At 38.0% G+C, this 16,157-nt stretch carries 19 protein-coding genes; 15 read left to right on the forward strand and 4 right to left on the reverse strand.

From position 1 onward, the window contains the following. Window positions 1-125: 125 nt before the first annotated feature. Window positions 126-1,172: a quinone-dependent dihydroorotate dehydrogenase gene (locus ADIARSV_RS14075; protein WP_016196246.1), complete on the reverse strand. Its 1,047-nt coding sequence runs from the start codon at window positions 1,170-1,172 to the stop codon at window positions 126-128. A 105-nt stretch (window positions 1,173-1,277) separates the two neighbouring features. Between ADIARSV_RS14075 and mnmD the strand changes: the two genes are divergently transcribed. Further along, window positions 1,278-1,958, forward strand: coding sequence for a tRNA (5-methylaminomethyl-2-thiouridine)(34)-methyltransferase MnmD (gene mnmD / locus ADIARSV_RS14080; protein ID WP_016196247.1), 681 nt, complete (start codon window positions 1,278-1,280; stop codon window positions 1,956-1,958). On the opposite strand, the gene ADIARSV_RS14085 is transcribed toward mnmD, so the two are convergent. Continuing rightward, entirely contained in the window at window positions 1,950-3,143 is a 1,194-nt protein-coding gene (locus ADIARSV_RS14085; RefSeq protein ID WP_016196248.1) for a BaiN/RdsA family NAD(P)/FAD-dependent oxidoreductase, read from the reverse strand. The two genes, mnmD and ADIARSV_RS14085, sit on opposite strands and share 9 nt — an antisense overlap. Before the next feature lie 208 nt (window positions 3,144-3,351). On the opposite strand from ADIARSV_RS14085, the gene hisG reads away from it, so the two are divergent. Genes hisG through ADIARSV_RS14130 form a run of 9 tightly spaced genes read left to right on the forward strand, consistent with a single transcriptional unit; the run spans window position 3,352 to window position 11,385 of the window. Beyond that, window positions 3,352-4,203 carry an ATP phosphoribosyltransferase gene (gene hisG, locus ADIARSV_RS14090; protein ID WP_016196249.1) on the forward strand — a complete coding sequence of 284 codons (852 nt, stop codon included), beginning with the start codon at window positions 3,352-3,354 and terminating at the stop codon, window positions 4,201-4,203. Next, window positions 4,203-5,510 (forward strand): histidinol dehydrogenase, encoded by a 1,308-nt coding sequence (gene hisD, locus ADIARSV_RS14095; protein WP_040300160.1) that lies wholly within the window; start codon window positions 4,203-4,205, stop codon window positions 5,508-5,510. The genes hisG and hisD overlap by 1 nt, the downstream gene beginning before the upstream one ends. A 3-nt stretch (window positions 5,511-5,513) precedes the next feature. Further along, window positions 5,514-6,569 (forward strand): histidinol-phosphate transaminase, encoded by a 1,056-nt coding sequence (gene hisC, locus ADIARSV_RS14100; protein WP_016196251.1) that lies wholly within the window; start codon window positions 5,514-5,516, stop codon window positions 6,567-6,569. A gap of 15 nt (window positions 6,570-6,584) precedes the next feature. Beyond that, window positions 6,585-7,736 carry a bifunctional histidinol-phosphatase/imidazoleglycerol-phosphate dehydratase HisB gene (hisB, locus tag ADIARSV_RS14105; RefSeq protein WP_016196252.1) on the forward strand — a complete coding sequence of 384 codons (1,152 nt, stop codon included), beginning with the start codon at window positions 6,585-6,587 and terminating at the stop codon, window positions 7,734-7,736. A gap of 14 nt (window positions 7,737-7,750) precedes the next feature. After that, complete coding sequence (hisH, locus tag ADIARSV_RS14110) at window positions 7,751-8,341, forward strand: imidazole glycerol phosphate synthase subunit HisH (protein WP_016196253.1); 591 nt, start codon at window positions 7,751-7,753, stop codon at window positions 8,339-8,341. 6 nt (window positions 8,342-8,347) lie between these two features. Further along, window positions 8,348-9,106, forward strand: coding sequence for a 1-(5-phosphoribosyl)-5-[(5-phosphoribosylamino)methylideneamino]imidazole-4-carboxamide isomerase (locus tag ADIARSV_RS14115; protein WP_016196254.1), 759 nt, complete (start codon window positions 8,348-8,350; stop codon window positions 9,104-9,106). Beyond that, on the forward strand, window positions 9,107-9,862 hold the full coding sequence (hisF, locus tag ADIARSV_RS14120; protein ID WP_016196255.1) for an imidazole glycerol phosphate synthase subunit HisF: 756 nt from the start codon (window positions 9,107-9,109) through the stop codon (window positions 9,860-9,862). It abuts the gene before it with no gap. Between the two features lie 11 nt (window positions 9,863-9,873). Continuing rightward, window positions 9,874-10,461, forward strand: coding sequence for a bifunctional phosphoribosyl-AMP cyclohydrolase/phosphoribosyl-ATP diphosphatase HisIE (gene hisIE / locus ADIARSV_RS14125; RefSeq protein ID WP_016196256.1), 588 nt, complete (start codon window positions 9,874-9,876; stop codon window positions 10,459-10,461). 9 nt (window positions 10,462-10,470) lie between these two features. Next, window positions 10,471-11,385: a WD40 repeat domain-containing protein gene (locus ADIARSV_RS14130; RefSeq protein WP_016196257.1), complete on the forward strand. Its 915-nt coding sequence runs from the start codon at window positions 10,471-10,473 to the stop codon at window positions 11,383-11,385. Here the strand turns inward: ADIARSV_RS14130 and ADIARSV_RS14135 are convergent. Next, window positions 11,378-12,163: a C40 family peptidase gene (locus ADIARSV_RS14135; protein WP_016196258.1), complete on the reverse strand. Its 786-nt coding sequence runs from the start codon at window positions 12,161-12,163 to the stop codon at window positions 11,378-11,380. The two genes, ADIARSV_RS14130 and ADIARSV_RS14135, sit on opposite strands and share 8 nt — an antisense overlap. A gap of 104 nt (window positions 12,164-12,267) precedes the next feature. Between ADIARSV_RS14135 and ADIARSV_RS14140 the strand changes: the two genes are divergently transcribed. Further along, on the forward strand, window positions 12,268-12,744 hold the full coding sequence (locus ADIARSV_RS14140; RefSeq protein WP_016196259.1) for a universal stress protein: 477 nt from the start codon (window positions 12,268-12,270) through the stop codon (window positions 12,742-12,744). Between the two features lie 296 nt (window positions 12,745-13,040). On the opposite strand, the gene ADIARSV_RS14145 is transcribed toward ADIARSV_RS14140, so the two are convergent. After that, on the reverse strand, window positions 13,041-13,388 hold the full coding sequence (locus ADIARSV_RS14145; RefSeq protein ID WP_016196260.1) for a 4Fe-4S binding protein: 348 nt from the start codon (window positions 13,386-13,388) through the stop codon (window positions 13,041-13,043). 96 nt (window positions 13,389-13,484) lie between these two features. Here ADIARSV_RS14145 and ADIARSV_RS14150 point away from each other — a divergent pair, with 96 nt between their 5' ends. The 4 genes from ADIARSV_RS14150 (at window position 13,485) to ADIARSV_RS14165 (ending at window position 16,157) form a co-directional block, all read left to right on the forward strand. Beyond that, window positions 13,485-14,525, forward strand: a complete 1,041-nt coding sequence (locus tag ADIARSV_RS14150) for an acyl-CoA reductase (RefSeq protein WP_016196261.1) — start codon at window positions 13,485-13,487, stop codon at window positions 14,523-14,525. A 24-nt stretch (window positions 14,526-14,549) separates the two neighbouring features. Then, window positions 14,550-14,753, forward strand: a complete 204-nt coding sequence (locus tag ADIARSV_RS14155; RefSeq protein WP_040300169.1) for a hypothetical protein — start codon at window positions 14,550-14,552, stop codon at window positions 14,751-14,753. A 1-nt stretch (window position 14,754) separates the two neighbouring features. Then, window positions 14,755-15,438: a cell division ATP-binding protein FtsE gene (locus ADIARSV_RS14160; protein ID WP_016196263.1), complete on the forward strand. Its 684-nt coding sequence runs from the start codon at window positions 14,755-14,757 to the stop codon at window positions 15,436-15,438. A 122-nt stretch (window positions 15,439-15,560) separates the two neighbouring features. After that, window positions 15,561-16,157 carry a nucleotide exchange factor GrpE gene (locus ADIARSV_RS14165; RefSeq protein WP_016196264.1) on the forward strand — a complete coding sequence of 199 codons (597 nt, stop codon included), beginning with the start codon at window positions 15,561-15,563 and terminating at the stop codon, window positions 16,155-16,157.

The following is a 16,157-nucleotide window of genomic DNA, read 5'->3' on the forward strand; positions in this document are numbered from 1 at the left end:
TGTNTTTTTTATGATCTTTATTTTTTAGAAATGCTGATCAATTGTATTTGATTTCAGGTAAATGAACAGAACTTATTTTATTTTTAAATAAGCTCCGTTCAGATTTATTTCCTTTAGTCCGATAATTATACTGATTTGCCTTCTTGTATCCGTTTAAGCACTGCCTGGTTGATCTTTTTAACCAATAGCGGTCCTTCATATATAAATCCGGTATAGATTTGCACTAATGATGCGCCTGCGTCTAGTTTATCCAATGCCTCCTGCGCGGAATGGATTCCCCCTACTCCTATTATAGGAAATGCTTTATTTGATTTCGTAGCAATGTACCGGATCACTTCAGTAGATCGTTTAGTGAGTGGTTTTCCACTTAATCCACCGGTTTCGGATGTTAACGTAGTGGATGATTGTAAGTTTTCTCTGGAGATCGTGGTATTGGTAGCAATTACTCCGGCAATTTTAGTTTCGGTGACAATTTCTACTATATCGTCCAGTTGGTCATTGGTAAGATCTGGTGCAATTTTTAATAGAATGGGGCGTGATACTCCATTCTTGTTATTACGCTCTTGTAGGGTGTTTAAAATGTTCTTCAAAGGTGCTTTTTCCTGTAGTTCCCTTAATCCGGGTGTGTTTGGAGAGCTTACATTGACAACGAAATAATCCACCTCATCAAATAAGGTATCAAAAGCTTTCACATAATCATGGACAGCTTCTTTATTGGGCGTTACTTTATTCTTACCGATATTTCCCCCTATGATCAATCCTTTACGTTTTAGAAACTTTAAACGGGTAGCTGCAACATCTGCACCTTCATTATTAAAACCCATTCGGTTGATTAGGGCTTCATCCTGTGGCAACCGAAACATTCTGGGTTGGTCGTTTCCAGGTTGAGGCAATGGTGTAACAGTACCAATTTCTATAAATCCGAAACCAAGATGGGATAATTCCTCTACGAGTGTGGCATTTTTATCGAATCCGGCACCAAGGCCTACTGGGTTTTTGAATTTTAGTCCGAATACCTCTCTTTCCAGTCTTGGGTCTTCCAATTGGAAGATACTCTTTTGTATATAGGCAACACCCGGTACCCGGTTTCCATTTTTTAACAGGGAAGTAACCACATGATGTATATTTTCGGGAGCGAACTGAAAAAGTAAGGGTTTTAGTAATTGATACATAGCGCAAAATTACAGCAGTTTTAGGGAATATAGATTTCTTTTTTTATTTATTTAAGGTCAAAGGCCTTTTATAATGGTAGTTTTATGGCTTAAGATGACGGATTGATGGAAAATTATTTATCACTGGTACAGACAGAAGATGGCTCAACGACAATTTTTAATGCATTAGTTGGGGAAAACTATCATTCTATGCATGGAGCGTTACAGGAAAGTCAGCATGTTTTTATTCAGGCCGGGTTAAATTATTTCATGTCTCAGCATCCGGAATCCCATATTTCTATTCTGGAAGTTGGTTTTGGTACTGGCTTAAATTATCTGCTTACTGCGGATTACTGCCTGGAAAAAGGAATTCAACTGCACTATACAGGAATAGAAGCCTACCCCCTGCCGGATGAGCTTATTTTTTCTACAGCTTATAATCGGTATGTATCTGAAGCTGTTTGGGAAGGTTTTAAATCCGCTTATCAGCAAGCGTTACTGGGTCCTCTGCAAATTAATGCGGAGTGTACGCTGGAGGTAGCGCCTATGCTGTCATCGGAATTTTCAACAGAACGGTTATATGATATGCTCTATTTTGATGCGTTTGCAACAGCAAATCAGCCGGAAATGTGGTCATTGGAAGCGTTGACGCATATTACCCAATTTATCAAACCCGGGGGCGTGCTGGTTACTTATGCCATCACGGGAAACCTAAAGCGAATTATGAAGTCGTTAAACTTTTCTATTGAAAAGGTTCCTGGTGCACCTGGAAAAAGAGAAATGCTAAGGGCCACCAAGCTAGTCTAAGCTATTGGCGATAACATAACCGGATGCCCAGGCCCATTGAAAGTTGTATCCACCAAGCCAGCCTGTAACGTCTACACACTCTCCGCCAAAATATAAACCCTTGACTTTTTTGGATTCTAGTGTCTTGGATGATAATTCATTTGTATCGACTCCTCCACGCATCACTTCTGCACGATCGTATCCTTTATCTCCTGCAGGTTTTACCTTAAAATAATGAATCTGTTGTTCGATCAGCTGAAGATCGTTTTTATTTAATGAGGATAGATTTTTTTCTGTAGGAAGGTATTTAGCGAGGGCATCTGCAATTTTACGGGTATATAATTGCGACAAGAGATTGAGTAAGGTCTTTTTGCCATTCTGCTTTCTCTCTTGCTCAATGAGTTCAAGAATATTTTGTTTAGGTAAAAGATTGAGTTCTATGGATTCGCCCGGACGCCAATAAGAAGAGATCTGTAGAATTGCAGGTCCACTTAAGCCCCAATGGGTAAACAGGATATTCTCTTCAAAGCTGATCCGGTCATTGCTTACCCTGCAAAAAATGCTGTTTCCCGATAGACTGGCAAACCAGTCCGCATCTTTTCCTGTCACGGTTAAGGGTACCAGTGCTGGAGCCGTGTTTATGATGTTTAACCCAAACTTTTTTGCCACTTTTAATCCGAAATCAGTTGCTCCAAGTTTTTGGATGGGTAACCCTCCTGAAGCGATCACTACGGTAGCTGAACGGACGGTTTTTAATTTGCCCCGCTGTTCATATTGAATGGTGAAGCTGCCATCGGCATCTTTATCAATGGTTTTTACTTCGGATTGCATCAGGATTTGTTGTCCCAGCTGCTCACATAATTGGGTAAATACTTCGACAATATCTTTTGCCTTGTTGCCTTCAGGAAATAACTGGCCTAATGTTTTTTCTTTTCCTGAGATGCCATAAGTTTCAAAAAAGCTGATGGTATCTTCTACTGTCCATTGTGAAAAGGCTGATTTACAGAAGTGTTCGTTTTGGGAAATGAAATTGGCAGAAGTGCTGAAAAGGTTGGTATAGTTGCATCTTCCGCCACCGGAAATAAGGATTTTAGCGCCAGGTTCCTCATTCTTTTCGAGGATAATTACTTTTTTACCCAAGTATCCGGCTTGTACCGCACACATTAATCCGCAGGCACCAGCTCCTATTATAACAGCATCAAACATGCCTCAAATATAAAAGTTTTGTTTTCATGCTATGATATGTATATTTGTAATCCCGGTTTTAATCAGGAATCCAGTATATGACAATTATGTTTACATGCCATCATCGTCTCCATCATCGCTCTGCAGCGATATAACCTATGCATGGTTTCGAATGAAACAGATGATTCCTGAACAATCCTTATTGGACTGATTAAATAATAAAAATATCTTGAAAACACTCAAAATTGCTATCCAGAAATCGGGTAGGTTAAACGAAAAATCGGTAGAGCTTCTTAAAAACTGCGGCCTTAGTTTTGATAATTACAAAAGCTCCTTAATTTCTCCTGTATCAAATTTCCCTTTAGAGATTCTTTTTTTAAGAGACGACGATATTCCTGAATATGTTCAGGACGGTATTGCTGATCTTGGAATTGTAGGAGAAAATGTCATCAATGAAACAGAGGTTGATGTGGCCTATCTTCAAATGCTTGGTTTTGGCAAATGCTCATTGAAGTTGGCTATTCCAAATAATGGAGTAATTACTAAGCTGGAGGATCTGAATGGAAAAGCTATTGCTACTTCTTATCCTGTTATTTTAGAGAAATTTTTAGCTGATAATAAGATTACAGCAGATATTAGAACGATCTCCGGATCTGTAGAGATTTCTCCGGGACTGGGATTAAGTGATGCAATATGTGACCTTGTTTCTACAGGCGGAACGTTGAAGAGCAATGGATTGATTCCATTTGGTGATGTTATGCATTCGCAGGCAGTGTTAATTGGGCGTAAAGGTGAGGAGGAAAATCCCCTTATTGTTGAGTTAATGCAACGTGTTCAATCTGTTTTAAGGGCAAAAGAAACCAAATATGTGGTTTTAAACATTGAACGTAAAAATCTTGAAGCTATAAAATCATTGTTAAACGGAATTAAAAGCCCTACAGTAGTGCCATTGGCAGATGAGGGCTGGGTAGCTGTTCATACCGTTATTGCAGAAAAGGATTTTTGGAGTAAGATTAGTCAGCTTAAAGCTGTAGGTGCCCAGGGAATTGTTGTTATGCCTATTGAAAAGATCATTTTATAGTGTTATTAAAAACATATTCATATCCAGACTTATCAACTGCAGAAATTAACAGGTTAATTTTGCGGAATGCCGATGCCGATAACAGCATTACTGAGCAGGTTGAACAGATCATCTCCATGGTTAAAAGTCGTGGAGATGAGGCTTTATTTGAACTTGCTGAGCGTTTTGATGGGGTTAAACTGGATCAGCTTTTTATTGGACAAGAAGAGATTATAGGAATTGCTTCCACTATTGGCACAGAACAAAAGGCTGCTATAGATACTGCGTTTAAAAATATATCTGCCTTTCATCGAAGTCAGTTTCAGCAGGAAAAACCTGTTGAAACGATGCCTGGTGTTACTTGTTGGCGGGAGGCACGTGCAATTGAGCGTGTGGGGTTATATATTCCCGGTGGCTCAGCTGTATTGCCAAGTACTTTTCTGATGCTGGGAATCCCAGCCAGGATTGCCGGATGTCAGGATATTGTAGTTTGCTCACCTCCTCAAAAGGATGGACGAGTCAACGTATATCTGGCTTATGTGGCTGTTTTACTCCAGATTAACCGGATTTTTTTGGTTGGTGGTGCTCAGGCAGTTGCCGCTATGGCATACGGAACCGCTAGTATTGCGAAAACGGATAAGATTTTTGGACCCGGTAACCAGTATGTCACCAAGGCTAAGACCATTATACAATCCAGCACCCAGACGGCAATTGATATGCCAGCAGGACCTTCAGAAGTGCTTGTGATTGCAGATGAGCAGGCGAATATTGAATTTGTAGCTGCAGATTTACTTGCACAGGCAGAACATGGTCCCGATTCGCAGGCTATTCTGGTTGCAACATCTCAATCTATAATTGACCAAACAAATTTGGCTCTGGAAAGACAAATGCAAGTTTTACCGAGAAGTAAGATAGCATATCAAGCGATTCATAACTCTTATGCGGTGCTTACTACCGATCTAAATGAGGCAATTGCCTTTAGTAATTTATACGCTCCTGAGCATTTGATACTGGCAACAAGGGATTGGAAAGCACTTATTCCAGCTGTAAAGAATGCAGGTTCTGTGTTTTTAGGAAACCTGACACCCGAAAGTGCCGGTGACTATGCATCAGGAACGAACCATACCTTACCTACCAGTGCTTATGCCCGATCGTTTTCAGGTGTTTCATTGGATTCTTTTATCAAAAAAATTACTTTTCAGCATATTTCTCCGGAAGGTATTCAGCATATTGGTCATACTGTAGAGGTGCTTGCTGAACTGGAAGGTTTGCAGGGACATAAAAATGCAATGACATTGCGCATGAATCAGGAAGATAAACCAGCATAAAAAATGGAATTTGACTTAAAAAAGCTTCTTCGGACGAATATATTAAACCTTGTTCCATATTCATCGGCACGAGATGAATATAAAGGAGAGGCTTCTGTTTTTCTGGATGCGAATGAAAATAGCTACGGATCGCCCTTAAGTAGGAATTATAACCGGTATCCAGATCCGATGCAACAAGCGGTAAAGGCTAAATTGAGCTTGATCAAGGGGGTTCCTGTTCCGAATATTTTTCTTGGAAATGGTAGTGATGAAGCGATAGATATTCTTTTCAGGGCTTTCTGCAGACCGGGAATCGATAATGTGATATTGTTGCCCCCAACCTACGGGATGTATGAGGTATCGGCTAATATAAATGATGTACAAACTAAAAAGATACTGCTGACGCCAGAATATCAGATTGATATGGAGGGTGTTGCTGAGGCAATTGATGAACATACGAAGATTATATTTGTGTGTTCGCCAAATAACCCTACTGCTAATTCGATCAACAGATCTGATATTGAAACACTGATTGCGAACTTTAGTGGTTTAGTGGTAGTTGATGAGGCTTATATAAATTACTCCAGACAAAAGACATTTATTCAGGAACTGACTGAATATGGCAATTTGGTTGTTTTACAAACACTTTCAAAAGCTTGGGGTCTTGCAGGCATAAGGATGGGGATGGCTTTTGCTAGCGAGGAGATCATTGAAGTATTTAATAAGGTAAAACCGCCCTACAATATAAATGAAGCATCTCAGCAGTTAGCACTTGAAGCTTTAAGTAATGTAGATCAGGTAAACGATTGGATACGTGAGATAATTCTTCAACGCGAGCAGGTTATTTCTAAACTAATTGAGCTGCCATTTGTCTTAAATATCGTTCCTTCGGATGCAAATTTTATCCTTGTGAAGATGGTTGACCCATTAGGGGTATATAAGTATCTGGTAGATAATGGAATTATTACCAGAGATCGTTCGAAAGTGCAACTTTGCGAAGGCTGTATCCGTATTACTATAGGTACTCCAGAAGAGAATGTGTTGCTAATTAATACGTTAAGGGCTTATTTAAAGAGCTGAAAAAGAATTAAAAAAATGGATAGCAACGCTAAACGTAAGTTACTTTTTATAGACAGAGATGGGACACTCGTACTGGAGCCGGATGATTATCAGGTAGACTCTTTTGCGAAGTTAAGGTTTTATCCAGGTGTTTTTAAATATATGACCAAGATTGCTGAAGAGCTGGATTTTGATCTGATTATGGTTACCAATCAGGATGGATTAGGAACAGAGTCACATCCGGAAGCTAATTTCTGGCCTGTTCACCACTTTATCATGAATTCATTTGAGGGAGAAGGGGTCGTTTTTAAGGAAGTAATCATTGATAAAAGCTTTCCTCATGAAAATTTGGCAACCAGAAAACCTGGTATTGGCTTACTGACCCACTTTTTTGATAAAGAAAAGTACGACCTGCTTAACTCTTTCGTTATAGGTGATAGAATTACAGACGTATTATTAGCTAAAAATCTGGGTACTAAAGCGATATGGATTAAGCAAGATGAAGCTTTAGGGATCGAAGAGATAACGGGTAAAGCGGAGGAATTGAGTCCTTACATTTCCTTATCCACTACTTCATGGAAGGAAGTATATGAATTTCTCAAGGTAGGTAGAAGAATAATAGAACATAGACGAACTACGAAAGAAACGGATATATTGGTTAAGGTAAACCTGGATGGAAAGGGCGATTCGAAGATCAATACTGGGATTCCCTTTTTTGATCATATGCTGGATCAGATTGCACGTCATGGTAATATAGATCTGGAGATTGAAGCTAGAGGCGATTTGCAAATAGATGAACACCATACCATTGAAGATACAGGAATAACTTTGGGAGAAGCAATGGCCCAGGCTCTTGGCGATAAAAGAGGAATTGAACGGTATGGTTTTTGCCTTCCAATGGATGATTGTCTTGCACAGGTGGCCATTGATTTTGGTGGAAGGAACTGGATCGTATGGGATGCACTGTTTAATCGTGAAAAAATTGGAGATATGCCCACTGAAATGTTCTATCATTTTTTCAAATCTTTTAGTGATGCTTCTAAATGTAACCTGAACGTTAAAGCTGAGGGTACAAATGAGCATCACAAAATTGAGGCAATATTTAAGGCTTTCGCAAAAACAATTAAGATGGCAACAAAGAGGGATGTGGATAATATGAGATTACCAAGTACAAAGGGTCTTCTCTAATTTAATATTTGTAAATGATAGGAATCATTAATTACGGAGCTGGAAATATTTTCTCATTAACTGCCGCCTTGGATAGGCAGCACATTTCCTATGAAATGGTAGCTTCGTCAGCGGATTTTGATAAATATGACCACTTTATTATACCAGGAGTTGGTCATGCTGGTGCTGCAATGCAAAAACTGGAAGAAAGCGGGATGGCGGATGCCATTAAAGGTATTGATAAGCCCGTATTAGGGATCTGTGTGGGTATGCAACTGATGACTGAATTTTCAGAAGAGGGTAATTCTGACTTATTAGGAATTACACCGGTCAAGACACTTCTTTTTACAAGTGATCTTAAAGTCAAGGTTCCCCATATGGGATGGAATCGTGTTTATTCGCAATCTGAAAATAGCTTATTTAATGGTATTCAGGATGGAAGCTACTTTTACTTTGTACATTCCTATTTTATAGAATTTAATTCTACTTTTACAGTCGCTTTTGCTGACTACGGTTTAAAGTTTTCTGCCGCGTTTAGCAAAAATAATTTTTATGGTGTTCAGTTTCATCCGGAAAAATCTGGAGAGGCTGGAGAGCAGTTACTTAAAAACTTTTCAGAATTATAGAAAAATATGTACATAATCCCTGCAATTGATATTCTGGACAAGAAAGTTGTCCGTTTACGTGAAGGAAACTACGAGAGTGCCACATTCTACGATGTTACTTTAGAGGAAATGATAGAGCGTTATCAGTCAAATGGAACTGAATTCGTTCATATTATTGACTTAAATGGAGCAAAAGGAGACTTCAGTAATCAGGAATATTTGTTTGATATTATCAGGAATACTGAAATGAAGGTTCAGTATGGTGGTGGAGTGAGGAGTATCGATATGGTAAAAGAGCTTATTGATGCAGGAATTCATCGGGTGATCGTAGGAACGCAAGCCATTACTAACCCTGATTTTTTACTTGAGTTAAGCAAGTCTTTTAATGGAAAGGATCAGGCATCTTCTTGTCAGGATCAAATAGTTGTTGCTATTGATGTTTTGGATGAGGTGATCAAATACTCAGGATGGATGGAAAGCTCTCCTATTAAACTGATGGATTACGTTGATAAATGCTTAAACCTTGGTTTTTTTCGCTTTTTATGCACAGACATTAATAAAGACGGTAAACTAGGTGGTGCTGGAGTCGAATTATATCAGAAATTGCTGGATCATTCTCCGTTTATTAAGCTTATTGCCTCTGGAGGAATCAGTTCAATGGAAGATATTAAGGCTGTAAAACAATATAAAGTTGAAGCTTGTGTGGTTGGAAAGGCTATATATGAAGGTCATATTTCTATTGATGAAATAAAAGACTGGAATTTAAAATCATTAATATCTTTTTAATTGGTATCAAAACGAATCATACCTTGTCTGGATGTCAAAGACGGCAGAACCGTTAAAGGCGTTAACTTTGTAAACTTAAGAGATGCGGGTGATCCTGTAGAACTTGCCTGGCAATATTCCAGACAGGGTGCAGATGAACTTGTTTTTCTTGATATTACGGCTACCAATGAACGTAGAAAAACGATGGTAGAGTTAGTGAAATCAGTAGCCAGACAAGTAAATATTCCTTTTACAATTGGTGGAGGTATTAATGAGTTATCTGATGCAGACGTTCTTTTAAATTCAGGAGCCGATAAAATTTCTATTAATTCGGCAGCAGTACGAAATCCAGATCTAATTAATGAATTAGCGGCGGCTTTTGGAAAGCAGTTTGTCGTGATTGCTATTGATACCAAATATGTAAATGGTAAAAACCTGGTTCACTTAAATGGTGGACGTATTACAACAGAGTTGGAAACAGAACAATGGATTAAGGAGGTTGAAGATCGTGGTGCCGGAGAAATTCTACTTACCTCTATGGATCATGATGGAACAAAAGCTGGTTTTGATACTAATTTGCTTAAGAAAATAAATCAAACGTTGTCCATTCCGTTAATTGCCTCCGGAGGTGCAGGGTGTATGCAACATTTTGCAGACATCTTTTTAGAGGCTAATGTAGATGCTGCCCTTGCAGCATCGGTTTTTCACTACGGTGAAATTCTAATTCCTGATCTTAAAAGAGAGTTAAGGAAGCAAAATATTGAAGTAAGATTATAATAATTATACTAATGTCTATAGACTTTAAAAAAGGTGATGGTCTCATACCAGTGATCATTCAGGATGATAAAACGCTTGAAGTGTTGATGTTGGGTTACATGAATGAAGAGGCCTTCGCAAAAACAGAAACTGAAGGAAAAGTTACCTTTTTCTCCCGCTCAAAGAATCGTCTCTGGACGAAAGGTGAAGAAAGTGGAAACTTCCTTTATGTAAAAAGTATTGATATTGATTGTGATCAGGATACGGTGTTGATTAAGGTTGACCCGATTGGTCCAACCTGTCATACCGGATCCAGAAGCTGCTTTGCTACTTCATACAATCAAAACTTTATATTCAAATTAGAACAGGTCATCGCAGATCGTTACGACAATCCCAAGGAAGGTTCTTATGTAAACAGGATGCAGGCCAAAGGCTTGAAACGAATTGCACAGAAAGTTGGTGAAGAAGGTGTAGAAACTGTAATTGCTGCTTTGAGTGAAACAGAGTTTGATTTTATAAACGAATCTTCCGATTTACTGTTCCACTTGCTTATGCTGCTTCGTGAAAAGAATATTACACTTGAAACTATAGCGAAAAATCTGGAAGGCAGACACAAGTAGATTTATTTTATGATTGATATTGAACAATTCGCTTTATTACCCGGACATCAGAATTCAATTTACAGTGTAGAGCCGGGAATTGAACAAGGAGTATTTTATACTGCCGGTAATGATAAAGGAATAGTTCAATGGAATCTGGAGCTTCTTAGCCCTACAGTTTTGCTTCCGGTGAAGAGTTCTGTCTATGCATTGCATGTTTCTGAAAAGAATAGACTTTTAATTTTTGGAGAGCGGAGTGGTCAGATTAGTATCTATAGCTACGATAAAGCTGAGGTAGTAGCCCAAATTACGCATCATCTTAAACCTGTATTTTGTTTAACAGAACTGACAAGTAAGAATGAAATTCTTGCTGCTTCTGAAGATGGAACGGTCTCAGTAATAAGTAGTATTGATTATACTTTGAAGTATAACTTTAAGGTTTCCGACGATACTGTACGGTGTATGGCATTAAGTTCAAATGAACAGACTATTGCTTTTGGATGTAAAGACAATACGATCAAGATTTATAATGCAATAAATTATTCCTTTATAACAAATTTAAATGGACATACAGGGCCAGTGACATCATTGGCCTTCTCTCCTTCTTCTGATGATCGTTTACTTTCGGGAGGACGCGATGCAAAACTTATTCTTTGGAATGTCGCTGATGGTATTCCTTTAAAAGAAGTGATAGCCCATATGTCTACCGTATATGATATCAAATTTCATCCCTTTGCTCCTTTCTTTGCGACTTGCAGTCAGGATAAAAGCATTAAAATTTGGGATTCCGAAACGTTAAAATTACAAAGAATCATCAGCAAAGAAAAAGGATTTGAGACCCATTCTCATTCTGTAAATAAAATTGCATGGACTAAAGATGGTCAATCATTAGTATCAGTTGGTGATGATAAATTGGTGATTATATGGAGTGTAAAGATTAGTTAAAAAACCTTTTTATAATTCTTAACCGATGAGTATGGCGATTTAAATCTTTGTTAAAAATTCCCTGACCATCTATTAAATCGATCTTTACTCTCCCTGAAGCATGGATAATTTCCTGTTCGTTTAATAGGATGCCGACATGAATGATGCGTCCTTCTTCATTATCAAAGAAGGCAAGATCTCCCGGTTTAACTTCCTGTAAAAAGTTAACTATATTTCCCTCCTCTGCCTGCTGCCATGCGTCTCTGGGCAGCGTAATTCCAAGCATTTTAAATACTATTTGCGTGAAACCTGAACAATCTATTCCGAAGGCTGATTTGCCTCCCCATAGATAGGGCGCATTTAAAAACAAATAAGCGTAGGGTTTAATGTTTTCATAAAAAGCATCTGAATCTGCTAATATGGGAGGTTTTGTAAACCGGTAACTGGTACTGTTTATGGAAAATTTATTATCAGTGATTAGAGGTAAGGTGCATCCAGAGGGCAGATGGATAAAATCGCCTTGAGGAATTCTTTCAATCGTCTGAACTAAAACTGGTCCTGTTATCACAGAGCTACCCTGTGCCTCCACGAAACTATATGGAACATACTCAAACTGCTTCGGGTCCATCCATCCTGTATAATCGTCTGATAAGGTCTGTACCTGTGTCCATTTACTGGTGCTTTCTAAAATTTTAAAACAATCACCGAATAATAAGAAAGACCGGATTTCACTTTTGTCTGAGGCTTCTGCCCTTAAGGGTGCCTGAGACAGATTACAAACACCAAATTCTGTCGTCATATTTTAGTACAAAGAAATTAAAAAATTATGTCTCCACATAAAAAAACTAATACTATCTCTTAAGTGTTTAAATTAGAACAATAAGTATAATAAATTTTATAATTATGAAAACCCTCAATCAAATAACCAAAATATTAATTGCCGTAGAAGATAGTCAGTATTCAAACTATGCAGCCGGATATGGTTTAGACCTGGCAGAAAAACTTCACGCATCAATTGCTCTTCTGCATGTAAACGAGGTTCCAATCAACACCCCATATATTACAGATCCTTTACTGAATGAATCACAGGTTGTTATTCCAGATTTGATGGAGTTGCAGGAAGAGTCAAGTAAAAAACTATTGGAACGTATCTCTGAATCTTTCGATGATAAAGTTCCCGTGTATACTTTTACTAAGGTAGGGAGTCCAAAGGATGAAATCTTAGCAACTGCAGAAGAATGGGGAGCTGATCTGATCATCTTAGGAACTCATGGGAGAACAGGATTTGATCATTTTATATCAGGAAGTGTTGCTGAAAAGGTAATTAGAAAAGCAAAATGTCCTGTATTGATTATCCCAAACAAGGAAGCTGCGTTATAATAACAGCAATAAAGAGTAATTATACTAGGTAATTAGAAAAGCAAAATGTCCTGTAATGATTATCCAAACAAGGAAGCTGCGATATAATAACAGCAATAAAAGGTGTTAGTATCCAGTAAAACTAGTTAAATTACTTAGTGAAAATCTTGCACTAAGGCAAATAGAATCCAATCAGGATGAAAAAGTCTTCCTAAAATTAAAGGAACATACAGAAAGGATATCAACGTAAAAGAGAAGAAACCATTTTAATGCTCTCTTCTCTTTTATGTTAATTCCTTTAAATCGATTCTTTAGGCTTAAGAGTGAAGCCAATCCTTCTTCGCCAAAAGCTCTTCTTCAGTTTCTCTAACATCTTCATCATCAATACAACAATCTACGGGACATACCGCAGCACATTGAGGCTCATCATGAAAACCTTTACATTCTGTACACTTATCTGAAACTATATAGTAAAACTCTTCAGAAATTGCTGCCTGAGTTTCTTCAGCATCTAATGTTGAACCGTCCCCAAAATCTATTACACCCTTTAATGTTGTTCCATCAGAGAAGCGCCATGCAGCACCGGCGTCATAAATAGCATTGTTAGGGCACTCAGGTTCGCAGGCTCCGCAGTTTATACACTCATCTGTTATTTTTATTGCCATGGTCTAAATGTCTTTTCCTTAACTTACTTTTGCAATGTTATATATGCAAAAACAATGCAAATATAATACAATACTTGATTTTAACATACGACTTATATGTCAACACAACAAATAAAACAAGCTTTTACACAGTTAGGACACTACTTACGCTCAGATGACGCTCAATTAAATGAGCTCATTAACTCTGCACAGGGTTACAATGCCTGGTTTACCCCCGAACAAGTAAATCATGCTGTACAAGCATTGGGTAAAATGCTTAATCCATCAGACATTGAACAATGGATAGACTCCGCTTACGAAACTCATCAGCAAGAACATCAGTCTATTACCGTTGGATTAGTTCTCGCAGGGAACATTCCTCTTGTCGGTTTTCATGATATATTAACTGTGCTGGCAAGTGGAAACAAGGCGATGATTAAGCTTTCTTCACAGGATAAACACCTCACTCCTCATATTCTTTCCCGTCTGATTGAATATATGCCTTCGTTAAAGGATCACATCATTTACACCGATCGTTTAAAGGAATTCGATGCTGTAATTGCAACCGGAAGTAACAATACCTCCCGATACTTTGAGTATTATTTTAAAAAAGTTCCGCATATCATTCGTAAAAATAGAAATAGCGTAGCCGTGCTTGATGGTACAGAAAGTAAGGAAGATTTCATTGCTTTGGGCCATGATATATTCGATTACTTCGGATTAGGCTGTAGAAATGTTTCAAAATTGTTCGTTCCCGAAGCATATAACTTTGTTCCATTTTTCGAAGCAATAGAAGAACCCTTTAAAAACATGATTAATCATCATAAATATGCAAACAATTACGACTATAATAAGTCGATATATCTGGTGAACGGAGAAAAGCACCTGGATAATGGATTTTTATTACTCAAACAGGATGTTAGCATGAGTTCACCTTTAGCCGTATTATTTTACGATACCTTTCCGACAAAGCTCCAGGCAGAAGAGAAGCTCAATATTCTTAGCGAACAAATTCAATGTGTTGTGGTTAAAGAAAAACTTGATCTACAGAATCAACAGGTCATGTTTGGTGATAGTCAGACTCCAAAGTTGTGGGATTATGCAGATGGAGTAAACACATTTGAATTTTTGCTAAATTATAATCCCACATTGATTTAAATGGAAAATATTAACTTTGGAGCCATGTATATCATCAAAGTAAAGGGAATAGCTAAAATACCTGACTATGTTCAGCTACGTGATGATGAGTTTACTTTGCTGGCCTACTTCAGGGTAGATCGCCCGGATAAAACGCTTGATAAAATAGGATTAAGCAGTAAGAAAGAATATATAGTGACGCTGATAGAGAGTCTTCCATTTGGCAAAATAATGAAATTAGAATTGTAATATGATTGGAAATTCGATTATAAAACTCCATAACGTAGATGTATACCAACAAAAACACCTTGTTTTATCAGCAGTGAATCTTCACATTGATAAAGGTGAATTTGTATTCCTTATTGGACAAACCGGTTCAGGGAAAAGTAGTTTAATGAAAATCTTATACGGTGAGCTTCATATCACAGAAGGTGAAGGCCATGCCGGAGGATATGATTTAAAAAAGCTTTCCGATCACGATATCCCTTTCTTAAGAAGAAAACTTGGAATCGTATTTCAGGACTTTCAACTGCTTACTGATCGTACGGTGGAAGAAAACCTTGCATTTGTATTAAATGCAACGGGCTGGAAGGATAAAAACCTGATCAATGAACGAATCCGTGATGTACTTGAAAAAGTAGGTCTACGCTCTAAACTCCGGAAGATGCCACATGAACTTTCCGGTGGCGAACAACAGCGTGTTGTAGTAGCCAGGGCATTGCTAAACAATCCGGAGCTTATATTGGCCGATGAACCCACAGGTAATCTCGATCCCGAAACATCCGAAGAAGTTATGCTTTTATTGAAAGATATCAGCAGATCAGGGACGGCTGTCCTGATGGCCACACATAATTATAATCTGATTCGCACCTTCCCTTCCCGTATTGTTAAATGCGAAAATGGAAGAGTAATAGAAGATGTAAAAATGGTTTAACAAGGCTAAATGTCTGCTTTAATGTGTATGTCGCTGACATACTATGCATTTTGCTGACAGCTTGACTGATTAATTAACTTGGCAAATAAATTGTCTATTCCATAAATATGAATTTTTCAGACATGTTGAAAAACAAGAAGAAAACTACCGAAGAAGAAAAAGTAGCTTTAGAAAATCAGACGCAGTCTGAAATAGAACAAGAGATAGAGCAGGTAAACGAAGCGAGAGCTCCTGAAGTCGATAGCGAAGTTGAAGCAGTTGAAGAGATTTCTGTAGAAGAGAAACTTCAGGGTGATTTAAAAGAAGCTAACGATAAATACCTGCGCTTATATGCTGAGTTTGATAATTATAAGAGGCGTACCACAAAGGAACGGATCGATTTATTGCAATCCGCAGGAAAAGATGTTTTATTAAGTATTCTACCTGTTGCTGACGACCTTGAACGTGCTATAAAGGCAATGGAATCAGTTTCCGATGTCAAAGCCATTAAGGAAGGTATTATTCTGGTAAGTAGTAAACTTAAAAATACCCTTGGACAAAAGGGAATAAAAGAGATGGAATCTATAGGAACTGTCTTTGATGCAGATATTCACGAAGCTATTACAAACATTCCCGCCCCTTCAGCTGATCTGAAAGGTAAGGTTATTGACGAAGTTGAAAAAGGATACTATCTCAACGATAAAGTGTTAAGATTTGCGAAAGTGGTGGTAGGAAGTTAA

Source organism: Arcticibacter svalbardensis MN12-7 (assembly GCF_000403135.1).
Classification (GTDB): Bacteria; Bacteroidota; Bacteroidia; order Sphingobacteriales; family Sphingobacteriaceae; genus Arcticibacter; species Arcticibacter svalbardensis.

Excerpts from the sequence above, each read along its gene's own strand:
- ADIARSV_RS14075 (WP_016196246.1), bottom strand. The coding sequence starts at position 1,172 with ATGTATCAATTACTAAAACCCTTACTTTTTCAGTTCGCTCCCGAAAAT.
- mnmD (WP_016196247.1), top strand. The coding sequence starts at position 1,278 with ATGGAAAATTATTTATCACTGGTACAGACAGAAGATGGCTCAACGACA.
- ADIARSV_RS14085 (WP_016196248.1), bottom strand. The coding sequence starts at position 3,143 with ATGTTTGATGCTGTTATAATAGGAGCTGGTGCCTGCGGATTAATGTGT.
- hisC (WP_016196251.1), top strand. The coding sequence starts at position 5,514 with ATGGAATTTGACTTAAAAAAGCTTCTTCGGACGAATATATTAAACCTT.
- hisB (WP_016196252.1), top strand. The coding sequence starts at position 6,585 with ATGGATAGCAACGCTAAACGTAAGTTACTTTTTATAGACAGAGATGGG.
- hisH (WP_016196253.1), top strand. The coding sequence starts at position 7,751 with ATGATAGGAATCATTAATTACGGAGCTGGAAATATTTTCTCATTAACT.
- ADIARSV_RS14115 (WP_016196254.1), top strand. The coding sequence starts at position 8,348 with ATGTACATAATCCCTGCAATTGATATTCTGGACAAGAAAGTTGTCCGT.
- hisIE (WP_016196256.1), top strand. The coding sequence starts at position 9,874 with ATGTCTATAGACTTTAAAAAAGGTGATGGTCTCATACCAGTGATCATT.
- ADIARSV_RS14130 (WP_016196257.1), top strand. The coding sequence starts at position 10,471 with ATGATTGATATTGAACAATTCGCTTTATTACCCGGACATCAGAATTCA.
- ADIARSV_RS14135 (WP_016196258.1), bottom strand. The coding sequence starts at position 12,163 with ATGACGACAGAATTTGGTGTTTGTAATCTGTCTCAGGCACCCTTAAGG.
- ADIARSV_RS14140 (WP_016196259.1), top strand. The coding sequence starts at position 12,268 with ATGAAAACCCTCAATCAAATAACCAAAATATTAATTGCCGTAGAAGAT.
- ADIARSV_RS14145 (WP_016196260.1), bottom strand. The coding sequence starts at position 13,388 with ATGGCAATAAAAATAACAGATGAGTGTATAAACTGCGGAGCCTGCGAA.
- ADIARSV_RS14150 (WP_016196261.1), top strand. The coding sequence starts at position 13,485 with ATGTCAACACAACAAATAAAACAAGCTTTTACACAGTTAGGACACTAC.
- ADIARSV_RS14155 (WP_040300169.1), top strand. The coding sequence starts at position 14,550 with ATGTATATCATCAAAGTAAAGGGAATAGCTAAAATACCTGACTATGTT.
- ADIARSV_RS14160 (WP_016196263.1), top strand. The coding sequence starts at position 14,755 with ATGATTGGAAATTCGATTATAAAACTCCATAACGTAGATGTATACCAA.
- ADIARSV_RS14165 (WP_016196264.1), top strand. The coding sequence starts at position 15,561 with ATGTTGAAAAACAAGAAGAAAACTACCGAAGAAGAAAAAGTAGCTTTA.